The sequence below is a fragment of the Chitinophaga niabensis genome, assembly GCF_900129465.1.
Classification (GTDB): domain Bacteria; phylum Bacteroidota; class Bacteroidia; order Chitinophagales; family Chitinophagaceae; genus Chitinophaga; species Chitinophaga niabensis.
The window spans coordinates 2,037,695-2,053,818 of sequence record NZ_FSRA01000001.1 but is presented as its reverse complement, the minus strand read 5'-3'; the positions used below and the strand labels follow the sequence as shown (position 1 = coordinate 2,053,818).

Annotated in this window: 13 protein-coding genes; 6 read left to right on the top strand and 7 right to left on the bottom strand. The window is 45.1% G+C overall.

The annotated features are described in order from the left end of the window. Positions 1–2: 2 nt before the first annotated feature. Together BUR42_RS07920 and BUR42_RS07910 are read left to right on the top strand one after the other, a co-directional pair. Positions 3–1,607, top strand: coding sequence for an IPT/TIG domain-containing protein (locus BUR42_RS07920; RefSeq protein WP_159442237.1), 1,605 nt, complete (start codon positions 3–5; stop codon positions 1,605–1,607). A gap of 1,419 nt (positions 1,608–3,026) precedes the next feature. After that, complete coding sequence (locus BUR42_RS07910) at positions 3,027–3,317, top strand: hypothetical protein (RefSeq protein ID WP_074238713.1); 291 nt, start codon at positions 3,027–3,029, stop codon at positions 3,315–3,317. 472 nt (positions 3,318–3,789) lie between these two features. Here the strand turns inward: BUR42_RS07910 and BUR42_RS07905 are convergent, their stop codons facing one another. The 7 genes from BUR42_RS07905 to panC form a co-directional block, all read right to left on the bottom strand. After that, positions 3,790–4,683 carry a DUF1338 domain-containing protein gene (locus BUR42_RS07905; RefSeq protein WP_074238712.1) on the bottom strand — a complete coding sequence of 298 codons (894 nt, stop codon included), beginning with the start codon at positions 4,681–4,683 and terminating at the stop codon, positions 3,790–3,792. 198 nt (positions 4,684–4,881) lie between these two features. Then, positions 4,882–5,700: a 3-methyl-2-oxobutanoate hydroxymethyltransferase gene (panB, locus tag BUR42_RS07900; RefSeq protein WP_074238711.1), complete on the bottom strand. Its 819-nt coding sequence runs from the start codon at positions 5,698–5,700 to the stop codon at positions 4,882–4,884. A 74-nt stretch (positions 5,701–5,774) separates the two neighbouring features. After that, positions 5,775–6,668: a Ppx/GppA phosphatase family protein gene (locus BUR42_RS07895; protein ID WP_074238710.1), complete on the bottom strand. Its 894-nt coding sequence runs from the start codon at positions 6,666–6,668 to the stop codon at positions 5,775–5,777. A gap of 34 nt (positions 6,669–6,702) precedes the next feature. Beyond that, complete coding sequence (gene ppk1, locus BUR42_RS07890) at positions 6,703–8,850, bottom strand: polyphosphate kinase 1 (protein ID WP_234979624.1); 2,148 nt, start codon at positions 8,848–8,850, stop codon at positions 6,703–6,705. Positions 8,851–8,957: 107 nt separating this feature from the next. Next, on the bottom strand, positions 8,958–9,956 hold the full coding sequence (locus BUR42_RS07885) for a lysylphosphatidylglycerol synthase transmembrane domain-containing protein (protein WP_084185450.1): 999 nt from the start codon (positions 9,954–9,956) through the stop codon (positions 8,958–8,960). A gap of 12 nt (positions 9,957–9,968) precedes the next feature. After that, positions 9,969–10,313, bottom strand: coding sequence for an aspartate 1-decarboxylase (gene panD / locus BUR42_RS07880; RefSeq protein WP_074238709.1), 345 nt, complete (start codon positions 10,311–10,313; stop codon positions 9,969–9,971). 74 nt (positions 10,314–10,387) lie between these two features. Further along, positions 10,388–11,257, bottom strand: a complete 870-nt coding sequence (gene panC / locus BUR42_RS07875; RefSeq protein ID WP_074238708.1) for a pantoate--beta-alanine ligase — start codon at positions 11,255–11,257, stop codon at positions 10,388–10,390. Positions 11,258–11,367: 110 nt separating this feature from the next. Here panC and BUR42_RS07870 point away from each other — a divergent pair, with 110 nt between their 5' ends. From BUR42_RS07870 to BUR42_RS07855, 4 genes are all read left to right on the top strand, one after another. Beyond that, positions 11,368–12,189 carry a glycogen/starch synthase gene (locus tag BUR42_RS07870; protein WP_074238707.1) on the top strand — a complete coding sequence of 274 codons (822 nt, stop codon included), beginning with the start codon at positions 11,368–11,370 and terminating at the stop codon, positions 12,187–12,189. Positions 12,190–12,287: 98 nt separating this feature from the next. After that, positions 12,288–13,655, top strand: a complete 1,368-nt coding sequence (locus tag BUR42_RS07865) for a DUF4270 family protein (protein WP_074238706.1) — start codon at positions 12,288–12,290, stop codon at positions 13,653–13,655. Positions 13,656–13,675: 20 nt separating this feature from the next. Continuing rightward, complete coding sequence (gene metK / locus BUR42_RS07860; protein WP_074238705.1) at positions 13,676–14,929, top strand: methionine adenosyltransferase; 1,254 nt, start codon at positions 13,676–13,678, stop codon at positions 14,927–14,929. 105 nt (positions 14,930–15,034) lie between these two features. After that, positions 15,035–16,123 carry an acyltransferase family protein gene (locus tag BUR42_RS07855; RefSeq protein ID WP_074238704.1) on the top strand — a complete coding sequence of 363 codons (1,089 nt, stop codon included), beginning with the start codon at positions 15,035–15,037 and terminating at the stop codon, positions 16,121–16,123. The last annotated feature ends 1 nt before the right edge of the window (position 16,124 follow it).

The following is a 16,124-nucleotide window of genomic DNA, read 5'->3' as shown; positions in this document are numbered from 1 at the left end:
TGATGAAAACAGTAATATACGCATGTCTGCTGCTTGGCATTACGCTGGCAGCCTGTACCAAGGAAACGGTGAACAGCGACGGGAAAGGCCCGTATGGTGATCCCGTATTGCCTGCTATCAATTTTGCGGAGGAACAGGCCATTTCACCGGCCAGGGGTAAGGTAGGAGATGAAGTGGTGCTGAAAGGGAAAGGTTTCCTGGCGGTGAAAGATAACCTGAAAGTACTGTTCAATGGTACTGCGGCGCCTATTGTAAAAGTAACGGATACTACCATCACGGTAACGGTGCCTGAACTGGGCAGCAGTGGTTCCGTGTCCGCACAGATAGGGCAGGAGTTCTATTTCGGGCCTTATTTTCCCATATTCGGTCCTTTTCAGATGGATACCATCTTCCCCGGTGTAAGGGGTGGTAATGCCGGTATTTACAATGTTATCCCGGTGCCCAATAACAAATACATGATAACCGGTGAATTTAATGAATATGACAACTCTGCCATCGCAGGAGGTGTGAACAGGCTTGCGCGCATTAATGCAGATGGTACGCTGGACCGTACTTTCGCTTATGGCACCAATACGGGCCCTTCCGGTACGCTCAATCCTATTGTGTACCTGTCTGAAGAATTGCAATACCTGGTAGGCGGATACTTCTCCGGCTACGACCAGGTGAGCCATGTGTACAGCATTGCAAAAGTGAATGCGAACGGAGGCGTTTCACAACGTTCTGTGATTCGTCCATCGGGCGCCGTTACTCCGGCTTCTGAGCTGGAAGGCGGTTTCCGGGGTACGTTGAACGGACTGCATGTGCAGCGTGATAAAAAGATCCTGGCTATCGGCAACTACCGCTACTATGTGAAGCCTAATTATAACCTCACCACTGTAGAGCTGGGCTTAGATTCTTTGCACTTAGATTCTACCATGGTACAGAATATTGCCCGCCTGCACGCGGATGGTACACTGGATTCCTCTTATCACTACGACCTGGTGAATCACCAGGGCAAAGTAACCGTGAACGGAGGTATCACCAGCTCTTATTTACTTGCGGATGATAAGCTGCTCATAGCTGGTAACTTCACCACCTATGCAGGTCAGAGTGTTGGGCGTATTGCGCGGCTGAATACAGACGGAACGCTGGATGCGAGCTTCAACGCCGGCGCAGGACCAGACCAGGCCATTAACGACTTTTTAGTACAACCGGACGGCAAGATCCTTTGCGCGGGTAACTTTAAAAAGTTCAATGGGGTAACTACGGGCGGTATCGTACGGCTCAATGCAGATGGCTCACTGGATCCCACCTTTAATGCAGGAGATGGGGCTGATGGATATGTGAACAGGCTGGGACTGATACCTGGTGGCAATATCATTGTGTCCGGCAGCTTCCGCAAATTTGCGGGGATCACACGCAGTAACTTTGTGGTGCTTACGCCGACTGGTGCAGTGCATAAAACTTACAATACCAATGGGGGGATCACTTTCAGCGGAAATGCGGGTTTAGGGCAGGTAATGAAAGTGCTGCCTATGACCGGGCAGAATGCTTTGCTGATGGTGGGTACTTTCTCTCAGTTTGATTACCGGCAGGCAAACAGGATTGTGCGGGTGGTTTACCAGTAGAAATTTTAATAAAATTGAGGGGGTGAAATAAAGTAAGGTCCTTTGCTTTATTTTCACCCCCCTTTTTTATTCCTTCAGGCATAGATGTTAGAACTCCAAACATTATGGATAAATACCCCAAAGATGTTATGTTCTTTGTTTCCTTATAAGTTATTTTTTCCGCAGGTAGGGCGATCATGTATTTTAGTAGAATATGATCATCGTATTTTAAAGATTAAAGTCGAGCTAACAATGACTGCATTTTATGCATGTTTAAGTTCAATTGATTGTTGGGAACCACCTTTTGAGAATGTTAAGGTGACAGACAATAGATAGCGGGAAGCATGGGTTGGGTGATTTCGATGCACAAGGTAGGGCATTATTTACGATCTATGATAGAAGTAAAATAATGACAGTTCAGCTCGATGTGGTCGCTAGCATGATAGGCTTCAAGTGGGTGATAGATTGAAGTTTGAGACGCCTAACATTTTTTAAGGAAAAATGATTTTGTGGATTTGAATAATGATTTTTTTGAGAGTTTGAAGTCTAAGGATTTTAGAATGAAATCACTTTCAGAAGTCGAAAAAAGAAGAGTTGGGACATTTGTTGAACAGAGTTTTTTGAATGTGAAGAGATAATCGCCCTAGCTGGCGCAAGTCTTGTGCGCTGGCTATGTGTGAGAGCTGACTTGTGCCTAAGTGATCTTAGGATTAAACACGCATATTGGTACACAATTTAACTTTAGTAAATGATGAAGGCTTCTCGAATCTTCTTACGTTATGTGTTATTAAGTTTTTTTTGGATTCTAATTTTCATTTTTGTTAAACGAGAGTACATTAGCGGAAACTCGCTTGTATTGCTAATAGTAGGTTTTCTGTTGTTTACATTTATTTTGTCTATCACATTCCTTGTTTGTAAATATATCAAGTTGACAATTGCCTCTACCAGTATGGTTATGATTGGTGTTGTCGTTTTGTTTTATTTGATATTCGATAGGCCGACTTTCATTTTTGGGTTTGGTTGCGCAACCGCATTCATCTTATCAGTCATATCAAGCAAAGTAACAATTACAAAATAGATTTATGTTTTAGAGGGAGGTTCTTACAGTTATGGGTTTAACGGGAAGGAAAATGATAATAAGATAAAGGGACGCAGCTGAATTATAGGTTGCGGGTATATGATCAGCAAATCAGGAAATTCCTGAGCGCTGACCCAATCGCCAAACATTATCCGGAATTGACGTTTTATCAGTTTGCGTAATAGCCCTATTGAAGTCCTAGATATTGATGGGATGGAGGTGGTATTTGGATAGAAGTACTGATCATTATTCCATACTATCAGATACAATAAGGTATCTAATTCCACGAGGAATATATTTGCCATCAGTAAAGGCGATAGTAATGGCAACTATATATCAGTTGACGAAATTTTCAAAAAGGAATGATGATAAATAAAAATTATTTACACGCATTAGGATTTACAGGGTTTGAGCCTTTGACAAAGAGTGGACGTGATGGAAAAGATAGACTGGTTTGGAATGGTTCTTTGTATAATATCGGCGTAATGATTATGCTGGTTTATAATATTTCTTCGTGGGAAGTTGAAAAAATAATAGTTGATGATAATGAGCAAACAGAAGAATTAGAAGGACATTTTTCAACGAATCCTACAATAGAGGAAATAGTAGAATCAATTAGCGTTCATGGAATGCTTGGGGGGATTAGTCCATAGGTTGTAAAGTTTTCTTGAATTTATTGTTCCATATACTAATCGTGCTTTGAATAGAAGAGAGATTGCCAGCTGTTGAGAAGAATTTATTAGAGTTGATAGATTAATTTACATAAGCGAACGCAGATTCAAATATTCATGGCATCTATTCGTATATCAATGGATTGATCATCGAAGCACAATAACAATTAAAAATCCCCCGAGGCAATATTACCCGGGGGATTTTTTTAATATCTTCCAATACTGTATTACTGCTTCTCATATGCTTCTCGCGGGCTTAGCATCCGTATATTCACCGTACTATCAATACACTACCAGCGCTATTAGAATACACTATCAATACACTACCAGCGCTATTAGAACGCACTACCAATACACTATGAACGCACTATGCCGCAGCAGGGAAAACTTTTTCCCGGCATAATCCGGCAAAAGCGGCGGGTTCATTTGTGCCGGACAACTCATCCGCGTAATTTTACACTTTCCCCGTCTGCGTAGAATAAGTACTCTCAAAGATCTTATCCGCATTATTCGCTTCAAAGCCCTCTCTGCGATGTTTGCGTTTGATCTCTGCAGCCGGTAAATGCGCAAATTGAGGTAACACGCGGCGTTCGGCAAACTCTACATAAGAGCCTGCGATAGCATGTTTTTCCTCATTCGCAAAAGTGGCTTCTATCATGCGGGCAACGGTGGAGCTTTGGAGCAGGCCTTTATCCGGACTGGTTTTGATCTTCCCGCCGGAATCATTGAGGTGAAAACCATTTCGTTCTAAAAAGATATTAAAGTCCGCAACGGTGTTATAGCCTGCTTTGAGGTTATGTACACTCACGGTGAAGTGGTTCAGGTAATAACGGTTGTAGATCACCCAGGCTGCATATTCGCTTTCGGCAGCAAGGGTTTTATAATCCTGCAGAGTAGGCGTATGCCAGAGGGCGCTGTGCAGGAAAGTATCTACGGCTGCACCGTTATCGAGGTCCAGGTTGTTCACCGGGTCCTGCTTTACTTCGTTGGTGTAGCTTTTGATGATCTGTTGCGCTTCAGGGCTTAGCTCTTTTACACGCAGCTCAGAGATGAAGATGCGGGGATATTGCTCGGACGGGGGAGCATACCAGTAAGCATCCAGTTTCTTTTCGGGGAAGTTATAGTATTCCATTTTGGTATAACCGTAATGGAGGAAGATCTTTTCGAGGGATTGAATGCCTAAATGTTCCACACCCAGGGTGCGGAAGGCAATATGATCGTTCTCAATGTCATTTGCGTGGCTTATAACGCCCTCTTTTATCATGGCGTTGATAATGGCACCCACATCGGGCACGCGCTCCTTATAACGGCTCATAAGGCCATTTAAGACTGTTTCCAGTGTTGTCATTTGTATAAGTTTAGATTTGAATATGGGTCCTGCGGAAAAAGGGGTAAATAGCAGGCACTCAGGGCACATGCGAGCAGGTGCTGCGCAGAAAGGAGAGGAGTGATAGCTGTATGTTCAACAATGTGTTCACAACAGCGAATATAAGAAAAACAGGAGTTTTAGCCCTTTAAAAGATGTTAAAACTCCTGTTTTGCAGCCTTAGTATTGTTCCTGATCGTTAGGAAAGTCCCGGCTTTTGATATCGTGGATATATTGCTGGGTAGCTTTGAAGATATCATCATAAAGGTTCAGGTAGCGGCGCAGGAAACGGGGCTTGAACTCTTTGTTGATGCCCAGCATATCGTGCATCACCAGCACCTGGCCATCCACATATTTACCGGCGCCGATGCCGATCACGGGAATGGTCAGTTCCTCTGCCACCTGTTTGGCCAGCAGGGCAGGGATCTTTTCCAGTACAATGGCAAATGCACCTGCTTCCTGCAGCAGTTTGGCATCTTTGAGCAGTTTCTGGGCTTCTGTATCGTCCGTGGCACGTACGGCGTAGGTGCCAAATTTGTAAATGGACTGTGGCGTTAAGCCTAAGTGCCCCATTACCGGAACACCTGAGCTGATGATCCTTTTCACGGATTCTATCACTTCTTCGCCACCTTCTATCTTTACGCCATGCGCACCGGTTTCCTTCATGATGCGGATGGTGGATATCAGGGCTTCTTTGGAGTTGCCCTGGTAGGAACCGAAGGGAAGGTCTACCACTACAAAACTGCGTTTGATGGCCCTTACTACGGATGCGGCGTGGTAGATCATCTGGTCCAGCGTAATAGGCAGCGTGGTTTCGTGACCAGCCATTACATTGGAGGCGGAATCTCCTACCAGTAATATGTCTATTCCTGCATCATCCAGGATCCCTGCCATAGAAAAATCGTAAGCGGTGAGCATGGAAATACGCTCTCCGTCCATTTTCATTTTTTGCAGGATGTGTGTGGTGATGCGCTTGATCTCTTTACTTGCAGCAGACATTGCGTTATGGTATTAGAATGCACAAAGTTGCAATATTAATCGGATTTGTGCACTATTTTTTGAAGAGCGGGAGCTTATTGCATTTTTAGCTGATGTATCTCATTGTAGAGCGAACGTACCAAACCATCGGCGAGACCGATCTTGGGTACGAATATTTCCATGATATCTGTCCAGCGCATTACGTTCACATAGATCTGCAAAGCAGGTACGATCACGTCTGCGCGGTCTTCCCGGAGATTGTAGAGATGGATGCGTTCTTCCACGGAAAAGCTGCTGAATTCTTTATAATAGTCTTTGAGCAGGTCTAAAGAAAGGGGTTTGCCTTCTTTCCGTTTGGAAAGGGAGAATATCTTGTTGATGTTACCACCGGAACCGATGGCAATCACCTGGTTATTCCCGCGGAGCTGTGTTTTCAGGAAATCCTTCATTTGCTGCCAGTGCTGCTCCGTTACTTTGTTCTGTAGCAGGCGGATGGTGCCGATGTTGAAGGATTCTTTGAATACCAGGCGGTTGCCGCTGAATAAAGTGAGTTCTGTACTGCCGCCGCCTACATCTATATAGAGATAACTTTTGGTTTTATCCATGTTTTCTGCCACATGGTTCTCATATATATAAGAGGCTTCTTCCTGGCCGGTGATCACGCGGATGTCCATCCCTGTTTCCCGTTTCACCCTCTCCAGGATCTGCAGGCCGTTGGTGGCATCGCGCATGGCGGAGGTGGCGGCAGCTTTCAGGTATTTTACTTCGTATACGTCCAGCAGCAGTTTATAGGCTTTGATGGTATTCACAAGGCTGTCTGCCCGCTTCACGGAGATGGTGCCGGTAGCAAAAACGTCTATGCCTAAACGCAGCGGCACGCGCACCAGGTTTACTTTGGTGAAATCCATCTCGCCGTTTGCTTTGGGAGATGCTTCTGATATTAACAAACGTGCGGCGTTGGAACCGATGTCTATAGCTGCCAGCTTCATGTGCTACATCCCTTTCTTTGTTTTGTGGAATGCGTCAAAGGTATGTTTTTTCGTGGAGGTATTTGAATATTTCCACCTGTGCCCGCATCTTGCGGCCAGTGGTGTGTTTATAGGCATTTTGCTGCTCATTGTCCAGCACGCGCACTTTCACATTGCTGTTTAGCTGGATGTTCAGGATCTCTATTAATTCTTTTTTGATGGAATTATTTTCGATGGACACTGCAGCTTCCACGCGGTGGTCCAGGTTGCGCACCATCCAGTCGGATGAGGCGAGGAATACCCGCTCATGGCCGTTGTTGTGGAAAATGAATACCCTGGCATGTTCCAGGTATTCATCCACGATACTGATGGCCTCCATATCTTTCTTCCATTTTTTATTCTCTGTGAAGGCACAGCAGATGCCCCTGATGATCAGCTGTACGGTTACACCTGCTTTGGCGGCATCGTACAATTTTGAGATCAGTTCCTCATCTGATAATGAATTCATTTTGAGAATGATGGAAGCTTTCTTTTTGCGCTGTGCATTGCGTATCTCACGTTCTATCATCCGCACAAAGAACTTGCGCATATTATGCGGGCTCACTATCAGGGTTTTACAGGCATGCAGGATCTTTTCATCATGGCTCCTGTTCTCCAGGAAAGTGAAGATGCGGTTGATGTCTGCCATCACGTTCCGGTTGGTGGTGAGCAGGCAATGATCGCCGTATAATTTGGCTGTTTTTTCATTGAGGTTGCCGGTACTCACAAAACCATACTGCACTGTTTTATTGGCAATGCGTTTTTTGATCACGCATAGCTTGGCATGTACTTTCATGCCGGGTACGCCAAACAATACCTTCACACCTTCTTCTTCCAGTCTTTCCTTCCATTTTAAGTTAGCCTCTTCGTCGAACCTGGCGCGGAGTTCCAGCACAACAGACACTTGTTTGCCATTGCGTACGGCATTGATAAGGGCGTTGATGATCTTACTGTTTTTAGCGAGGCGGTAGGCGGTTATTTTGATGGTGGTTACATTCGGGTCCATGGCTGCTTCCCGCAGCAGATCGATGATGGTATCAAAGGAATGATAGGGGAAGTGCAGCATCACATCACTTTGAGCAATCACCTGCATTACGCTGGGCGCATTCTGGAACAGTGGATGGATAAAGGTTTTGCGGTGCATGCGTTCCCGTGTGAACACCTTTGCGGGGAAATCCATAAAGTCTTTGAAGTTATGGATCCTGCCACCGGGAATAAGATTGTCTTTTTTGGAAAGCCCCATCCTGCGCATCAGGAATTCCAGCAGGAGGGGATCTATCTGCTGATCGTAGATGAAGCGTACGGGTTTGCCTTTCCTGCGGGCCTTGAGCCCTTTTTCTATCTGGTGAATGATGCTGGTAGCAATATCGTTGTCTATATCCAGTTCTGCATCCCTGGTCACTTTGATGATGTAGGAAGAGAACTTATTATAACCGAAGTAGGAGAAGATATGCGGCAGGTTGTAACGGATCACGTCCTCCAGCAGCATAATGTCATGCTCACCTTCTTTGGAAGGGAGAATGAGGAAGCGGGGGAGAACAGATGCCGGTATTTCAATGAGCGCAAACTTCTGGCGAACGGAATTATCTTCTTTTGCCAGTACAATGGCCAGGTAGATGGATTTATCCCGCAGGTAAGGCATGTGCGGGATACTTTCTATCATCAGGGGAATGATATTGGTGCGTACTTCTTCATTGAAGTAATCCTGCACATATTTCTGCTGTTCCCTGTTGAGTTGTTTTTCTGTATGCAGGAAGATCCTTTCGTTCCTGAGGGCTTCTTCTATCTCTTTCCAGATGCGGTTAAACTCCTGCTGCTGGCTGAGTACGGTACGCTGGATCTCTTCCAGGATCTGGTCGGGATTTTCTTCCAGGTGCATCTTGGCGGTTTTGCCTACTGCGCCCATTCTTTTTAAGGTGGCTACCCTTACACGGAAGAATTCATCCAGGTTATTGGAGAAAATACCCAGGAAGCGGATCCTTTCCAGGAGCGGAACGGTAGTGTCTGCTGCTTCCTGTAATACACGGGCATTGAATGAAAGCCAGCTGATATCCCTTACAATGGTCTTTATCTTTTTGGAAACGGTCTTTAACTTGGTAACTTTTTTCACCGGTATCTTTTTTTCTTTCACCGGTACAGGAGCAGCATTAGAGTCCATACTCATATTCACATGTTTTTACGAAGCATTGCAAGGGCATATAGTTAAATGCCCGCAAAAGTTATAAAAAACTGATCGCCAGACTGTATAGCCGGTGTTAACTTATTATTAAGTTACGCTTTTTTGTTGTGAATGGGCAGCCAGATAAAGGACATAAGCCCCAGCAGGCAGATAAGCAGGGTTTGTGCTCCCCAGATGATCCAGCCGAAAGCCCAGCCGATGGGAAGTGCTATATTATATAAGAGGAGTGTTTTCTGAACAAGGTAAGGATATACGCCTATGCCGCCGGGGCTAACGATCATGGCTATACTGCCTAACGCCAGTACGGTGAGTGCCGCGGTAAAGCCCAGTTCCCGGGTAGCGGGGAGGCAAAGGAAACCTACATACAGCATGGCCAGGTATTGTGCCCAGATGCAGAGTGTATGGATGATGAACCAGAACAGTTTCTTTTTATCCATTTTACCAATGGAAAGCACGCCTTCCAGTACACCCCTCAGCAATGCGCGCAATTTAATAGCGGCCCTGGAAGCGGCAAAACGTTTGAAGAGGAATATCAATACGGCTATTGCCACCAATGCTATGGCCAGTACAATGAGGAGCTTTGATCCGTTCATTTTGGCCATGTTAGGCCATACTTCAGCATTCAGGAAGGCCAGTACAATATCTATCTGCAGGAGGAAGCAAATGAGGAATACGAGCATGAGGCAGCATAGGTCCAGCGCTCTTTCTGCGATCATGGTACCTATCAGCTTGTCTGCCGGGATCTTTTCATAATTGGCGAGTACACCGCAACGGGCAATTTCGCCGAGGCGGGGCACGCCCATATTCACGAGGTAACCTACCATCACGGCAAAAAAGGTATTCAGTACGCCGGGTTTAAACCCCTGTGTTTCTATGAGTATGCGCCAGCGCAGTGCGCGGGAAAGGTGGCTGCCTATGCCGATGATGAAAGCGGGGATAATGAGCCAGTAGTTACCGCTGAGGAAAGCGGTCTTCACATCCTGGTAGTCCTTAGGCGTCATGTCCTTCAGGGCAAGCCAGATCATGAGCAGTCCAATGCTTAAAAAAACAAAGAATTTCAGTACATTTTTAAGCGCTTTGGGCATGGCCATATCGAACCTCTCTTAGAGTTTATTGCCTTCCTTTGGGAAAACGGCTACAGGAGTGAATTTTTTTGCTTCTTCGAAATCTATGGTGGCGTAGGATATAATGATCACTACATCGCCTACCTGTACGAGGCGGGCCGCAGGGCCGTTCATGCATATTACGCCGGAGCCGCGTTTGCCTTTAATGACATACGTTTCCAGGCGTTCGCCATTGTTTACGTTTACTACCTGCACTTTCTCATTAGTTATCAGGTTGGCTGCATCCATCAGATCTTCATCAATAGTGATACTGCCCACGTAGTTCAGATTGGCTTCCGTAATTACCGCCCTGTGAATCTTAGATTTCAGAATTTCGATCAACATATTTCTTGTGTAGTCCGCAAAGGTAGAGGAATTTTATATAATAGGAAGCCAGTGCGGCTGCTTTTATGATTTTGTTATGACAGGGGAATTGATGCCATTGAAGGGATGATCATATTATCGATCAGCCGGACCTCACCCAATTTGGCAGCGATGAGCATCACCATCTCTTTGTGAATGGGTTTGTCTAATAACTGCAGGTTATCTGTATCTGCAATTTCTACGTAATCTGGCTGAAAACCAGCATCTTGCAACTGTTTGCGCGCATTCTGCTTTAAAACATCAAAGGGAAGTTGCCGGAGTTGCTCCTTCATATAGGTTAAAGTACGGCTGATCTGCGTGGCGGTTTGCCTTTCTGTCTGGCTGAGGCGCATATTCCGGCTGCTCATGGCCAAACCATCGTTTTCCCGCAGGGTAGGGCATATGTGTAATGTAGACGGAATTCCGGTTATCTCCAGTAAACGCTTGATAATCATGCATTGCTGAAAATCCTTTTGGCCCATGAAAAGATCATGGGGCTGTACAATGTCCAGCAGTTTATGCACCACCATTCCCACGCCCTGGAAATGGTTCTTACGAAAAGCGCCTTCCAGTACGGTTTCAACATAGCCGAAGTCGTAATGCAGGTGAAGGCCGTTCACACCCTCCGGGTACATCTCTGCCACGGATGGTATAAATAATATATCTGTTTCTGCATCATTTAATTTCAGGATATCTTCCTTAATGGTGATGGGATATTTCTCGAAATCTTTGGGGTCATTAAATTGTGTAGGATTTACAAAAATGCTGCAAACTACTATGTCTGTCAATGCTTTAGCTTGCCTGATAAGGGAAATGTGCCCCTGGTGCAATGCTCCCATGGTGGGAACGAATCCGATCCGTTTTCCTGCCTTTTTTTCGTGTTCCAGCGCCTCTCTCAGATCCGCTACCTGTTTGAATAGATACATAAACCTTTGCTTAAAAGGATGTTAAAAGTGACAATTTGGCCAATTTTACCTAAAAATTTAGTAGTTTTGCAAGCCAAATTAAAAATAACTGCATTAATAATCAGCATTAAATGTCCACAAAGAAACGAATTCTTTTTATTGCCCAGGAGATGTCGCCTTATCTTGAATTGAGTGATTATGCGGCTATGGTCAATAAGATGGCGATTAAATCCAATGAGGCCGGTCTGGAGGTGAGGGTTATCATGCCGAGGTTTGGAAGTATTAATGAACGCAGGCATAGATTACATGAAGTGGTGCGCCTTTCAGGGATCAACATTGTGATTGACGGGGATGATTATCCGCTGATCATCAAGGTTGCTTCCTTACCTAATGCCAGGTTGCAGGTTTACTTCCTGGACAATGAAGATTATTTCAAACGTAAAGCGGTATTTAACGACGATGACGGAAAATTTTACGATGACAATGCAGCCCGTGAGATCTTCTTTTGCAAAGGTGCACTGGAAACCGTAAAGAAATTTGGCTGGCCTCCTGACATTATCCATTGCAGTGGCTGGATGACCTCCCTGATCCCCGTTTACTTAAAAACGGCGTATAAAAAAGAACCTGTTTTTGCCCATTCAAAAACGGTATTTTCCTTAGAGCCTAATTCATTTAAAGAGAAATTAGGCGCTACTTTCCTGAAAAAAGCGATCATTAGTAACCAGATCAAAGAAAAAGACCTGGAATTATATAAAGAAGGAACCAATGCTGCGCTGAATAAAGGAGCATGCAAATATGCCGATGCGGTGGTTGTGGCCAGCGACAAGGCGGACAAAAAGTTGGTGGACGAACTGAAAGCAGAAAAAGGTAAGATCATCGTTCCTTTTAAAAAGGACAATGAAGATCTGGCAGACTACCTGCAGCTTTATCATCAATTATTGGGCTTAAAATAAGTCAGCCATTAAAACGAAAAGTTAAAACTTGACGGGTAGTTACCGATCCTGCTTTTTACTTTTTATTTTTAGTTTTTCTTTTCTTCAAACCAAACTACGTGAAGATCAATTTCAGGAATCTTGGCTATAGTGCTGCTTTCTTAACGGCGTTATATGCATTTACCGGTTGTAATGAATCCACCATTCTGGGTAAGGACCTTATCCCAGGCTCTGATAAAGTAACCGTAAAAGATACAACGATCAATAACCTGATCACGCTGAATGTGCAGGAAGCAGATTCCAGCATCCGTACCGGTCAGGCCAACTATGGCGCAGCGCTTGGAAGCATCACCGATGATCCCATCTTCGGTAAATCAAGTGGTTTCCTTTATACCGGCGTAGGTCTTCCCAAATTAGAATTCTCCTTCGCAGGGACCGGCCAAACGCTGGATTCTGTTGTATTATACATAGGATGTGATACCCTTTGGTATGGCGAGAACCAGGGCATGAACCTGAGAGTGTACCGGATGAATGAGCCCGATTTCAAGGCAGACTCTAATTACAGTTATACAAGGCCCCTGAGTTACGACCAGGGCGAACTGCTGGCGAATGTTACGGCTTTCCCGGTATATCCTAAGGATTCCCTCTCCATTTACGGGGTAAAACAGGCGCCCGCGCTGCGCATCCCGCTGAGTGCAGCCTTTGGTAACCTGTTACTGCAGCAGCGTGCAGATGGTGCCTTTAAAGACGATACTACTTTCAAAGCCTTCCTGAAGGGATTGGCTATTGTTCCGGATACCAATGTGAGCAAAACCATGCTCTTCGTAAACCTGAACAAGGGCGATACCCGTATTTCCGTTTATTATAAGAACTCTACGGAAGACTCACTGATTGCAAACTTCCCATTCCAGCAATACTACAGCCCGCATGCTAATTACTTTACCCGTAATTACACCAACGCGCAGGTGGCTCCTTATCTTAATACCAACAAACCAACAGGGGATACAGCCATCTATTTGCAGGAAGCGCCGGGTATCTACACCAAGTTCCAGATCCCGGGTATAGAAAACTTCCCCAAGGCCATCATCAACAAGGCTGAACTGGTGTTCACCAAGATCAACAGCAACCTGGCCGGTAAGGAAAAGATCTTTACCGATCCGGACCGGTTATTCCTCTGGAGATACATCACGCACGACAGTCTTGGATATATCGTAGACTACGGTAACCCCTCCAATCCTGACCTCGCTTACTTCGGTGGTAATAGAACCGTCATTTCTAATATAGGAGGCATTGAAGTTGTGCAATATAAGTTTAATATTGCGCGGCATTTGCAGTTCATGCTGGACAAGAAATTAGATAATTCAGTGTTCAAGCTGGAAGCAGTCTCCAACAGGCACCAGATAGATATGAGGAGTGTGAAAGTGGGCGGCGGTACAGGTACTCCACCTATCAATGCCAAACTAAGAATAATTTATACTCAACTATAATCTTCAGAATTTTTAATTTTATGCCGTACTTATTTACCTCAGAATCCGTTTCAGAAGGGCACCCGGATAAAGTTGCCGACCAGATATCAGATGCACTGATCGATAATTTCCTCGCGTACGACACTACTTCCAAAGTAGCTTGCGAAACGCTTGTAACAACCGGTCAGGTTGTATTGGCGGGTGAGGTTAAATCTGAAGCATACCTGGACGTTCAGGATATTGCGCGTGAAGTGATCCGTAAGATTGGTTATACCAAGAGCGAATACATGTTCGAAGCAAATTCCTGCGGTATCCTTTCCGCTATTCACGAACAATCTCCCGATATCAACCAGGGTGTGGTTCGTAAAAGCCCCGAAGAACAAGGTGCAGGCGATCAGGGTATGATGTTTGGTTATGCAACCCGTGAAACGGAGAACTACATGCCCCTGGCATTGGACCTCGCTCACAAACTGCTGATCGAACTCGCTGCACTCCGCCGCGAAAATAAAGATATCAAGTACCTCCGCCCGGATGCCAAATCCCAGGTAACGATCGAGTACTCTGACGATAATAAACCCGTTCGTATCGATACGATCGTAATATCTACCCAACACGATGATTTTGACAAGGACCAGCAGATGCTGGACAAGATCAAACAGGATATGATCAACATCCTGATCCCACGTGTGAAGGCACAACTGAAACCAGAACTGCAAGGGCTGTTCACGGATAAGATCACTTACCACATCAACCCAACCGGTAAGTTCGTGATCGGCGGACCTCACGGCGATACCGGCTTAACAGGCCGTAAGATCATCGTAGATACCTATGGTGGTAAAGGTGCGCACGGTGGTGGTGCATTCTCCGGTAAAGATCCTTCCAAGGTAGACCGCTCTGCAGCGTACGCTACCCGTCACATTGCAAAGAACCTGGTAGCTGCCGGTGTTTGTGATGAAGTACTGGTACAGGTTTCTTATGCTATCGGTGTAGCTAAACCATGCGGTGTATTTGTAGATACTTACGGTACGGCAAAAGTTGGCCTCAACGATGGTGAGATCGCACGTAAGGTAGAAGCTGTTTTCGACCTGCGCCCTTACGCTATCGAACAACGCCTGAAACTGCGTAACCCAATCTATGCAGAAACTGCTGCTTATGGTCACATGGGCCGCGAAAGCAAGGTGATCACCAAAACCTTCAACGCAGGTAAAAAATCAGAAAAGAAAGTAGAAGTGGAGCTGTTCACATGGGAGAAACTGGACTATGTAGAGAAAGTGAAACAGGCCTTCGGTCTTTAATGAACGAAATCATAGAAAAGGTGCTGGTCTGTTAGATCAGCACCTTTTTTTTATATCTTTATGCGCAATTGTAAGGTATTTATTCCCCATCTATTCTTATACTAAATGACGCTCAGACCGGTTATTAATTACAGCAATGGCCTCCATGTAAAACAGCTGGATGCGATCCGCGGCTGGGCTATATTCCTCGTATTATTACTGCATTTTTATGCAGAGCATGTAAGGATCCTGGGAATAGGACGGATGGGGGTGGACCTGTTCTTTGTATTGTCCGGCTTCCTGATCACAGGCATTCTGCTGGATACAAAAGATAAGCCGGGCTATTTCAGGAACTTTTACGTTAAACGTATACTCAGGATATTTCCGGTTTATTTCTTTGTGCTGGCGCTCATCCTCTACGTGATACCTGTTATCTTCATCAATGCGGTACCTAATATTAAGTATTACCTTCAGCATCAGGCCTGGTTCTGGTTATATCTGCAGAACTGGCTGTTCAGTATTGATGGGTATCCTGCTGACTGGGTATTGATGCATACATGGTCGCTCTGCATTGAAGAGCAGTTCTATATGTTCTTCCCGCTGCTGGTCTATAAATTAAATACAAAGAACCTGCTCAGGGTACTGATCTTTTTTATTATTGCTGCCAATGTATTGCGGCTGATCCATATCGAAGGGATCAACAGCAATTATAAGTACGTGAACACTTTTGCCCGGCTGGATACTATCTCTGTGGGTGCGCTGATAGCGGTATTGGTGAGAACTAACCGGGAGGTTTTGGAGAAGTACACCAGTTATGTGATGATCTTTGCCCTTGTTTCACTGGTGATTATGATTGGCTTTAACAAGGGTGGATCCTTTCAGGACTTTTATTCTTCCTTTACTTTCTTTGCGCTGTTCTTTGGTTCAGTAGTGGTATGGAGCATGTCCTCCAATATTCCGGGGATCTTTAAACCTGCAGTGAACAGCAGGCTGATGATGTTCCTGGGCAAATACTCCTATGGCATTTACCTGTACCACGCAGCCATTCATTTTATGTTCACTAAAACCCTGCTGGACCATTTCCATGCAGTAAGCACTCCTTCCGTATTGCTGGTGAAAACAGGTATCCTGTTATTCTCTATTGGTATCAGCGTGCTCAGTTTCCATTTGCTGGAGTTACCTTTCTTAAGGCTGAAGAAAAAATTTGTGATCTGAG

What these genes read in the sequence shown, in the direction of transcription:
- panD (WP_074238709.1), bottom strand. Translation starts at nt 10,313, where the DNA reads ATGTTGATCGAAATTCTGAAATCTAAGATTCACAGGGCGGTAATTACG.
- BUR42_RS07855 (WP_074238704.1), top strand. Translation starts at nt 15,035, where the DNA reads ATGACGCTCAGACCGGTTATTAATTACAGCAATGGCCTCCATGTAAAA.
- metK (WP_074238705.1), top strand. Translation starts at nt 13,676, where the DNA reads ATGCCGTACTTATTTACCTCAGAATCCGTTTCAGAAGGGCACCCGGAT.
- ppk1 (WP_234979624.1), bottom strand. Translation starts at nt 8,850, where the DNA reads ATGAGTATGGACTCTAATGCTGCTCCTGTACCGGTGAAAGAAAAAAAG.
- BUR42_RS07895 (WP_074238710.1), bottom strand. Translation starts at nt 6,668, where the DNA reads ATGAAGCTGGCAGCTATAGACATCGGTTCCAACGCCGCACGTTTGTTA.
- BUR42_RS07870 (WP_074238707.1), top strand. Translation starts at nt 11,368, where the DNA reads ATGTCCACAAAGAAACGAATTCTTTTTATTGCCCAGGAGATGTCGCCT.
- BUR42_RS07920 (WP_159442237.1), top strand. Translation starts at nt 3, where the DNA reads ATGAAAACAGTAATATACGCATGTCTGCTGCTTGGCATTACGCTGGCA.
- panB (WP_074238711.1), bottom strand. Translation starts at nt 5,700, where the DNA reads ATGTCTGCTGCAAGTAAAGAGATCAAGCGCATCACCACACACATCCTG.
- panC (WP_074238708.1), bottom strand. Translation starts at nt 11,257, where the DNA reads ATGTATCTATTCAAACAGGTAGCGGATCTGAGAGAGGCGCTGGAACAC.
- BUR42_RS07910 (WP_074238713.1), top strand. Translation starts at nt 3,027, where the DNA reads ATGATGATAAATAAAAATTATTTACACGCATTAGGATTTACAGGGTTT.
- BUR42_RS07905 (WP_074238712.1), bottom strand. Translation starts at nt 4,683, where the DNA reads ATGACAACACTGGAAACAGTCTTAAATGGCCTTATGAGCCGTTATAAG.
- BUR42_RS07885 (WP_084185450.1), bottom strand. Translation starts at nt 9,956, where the DNA reads ATGGCCATGCCCAAAGCGCTTAAAAATGTACTGAAATTCTTTGTTTTT.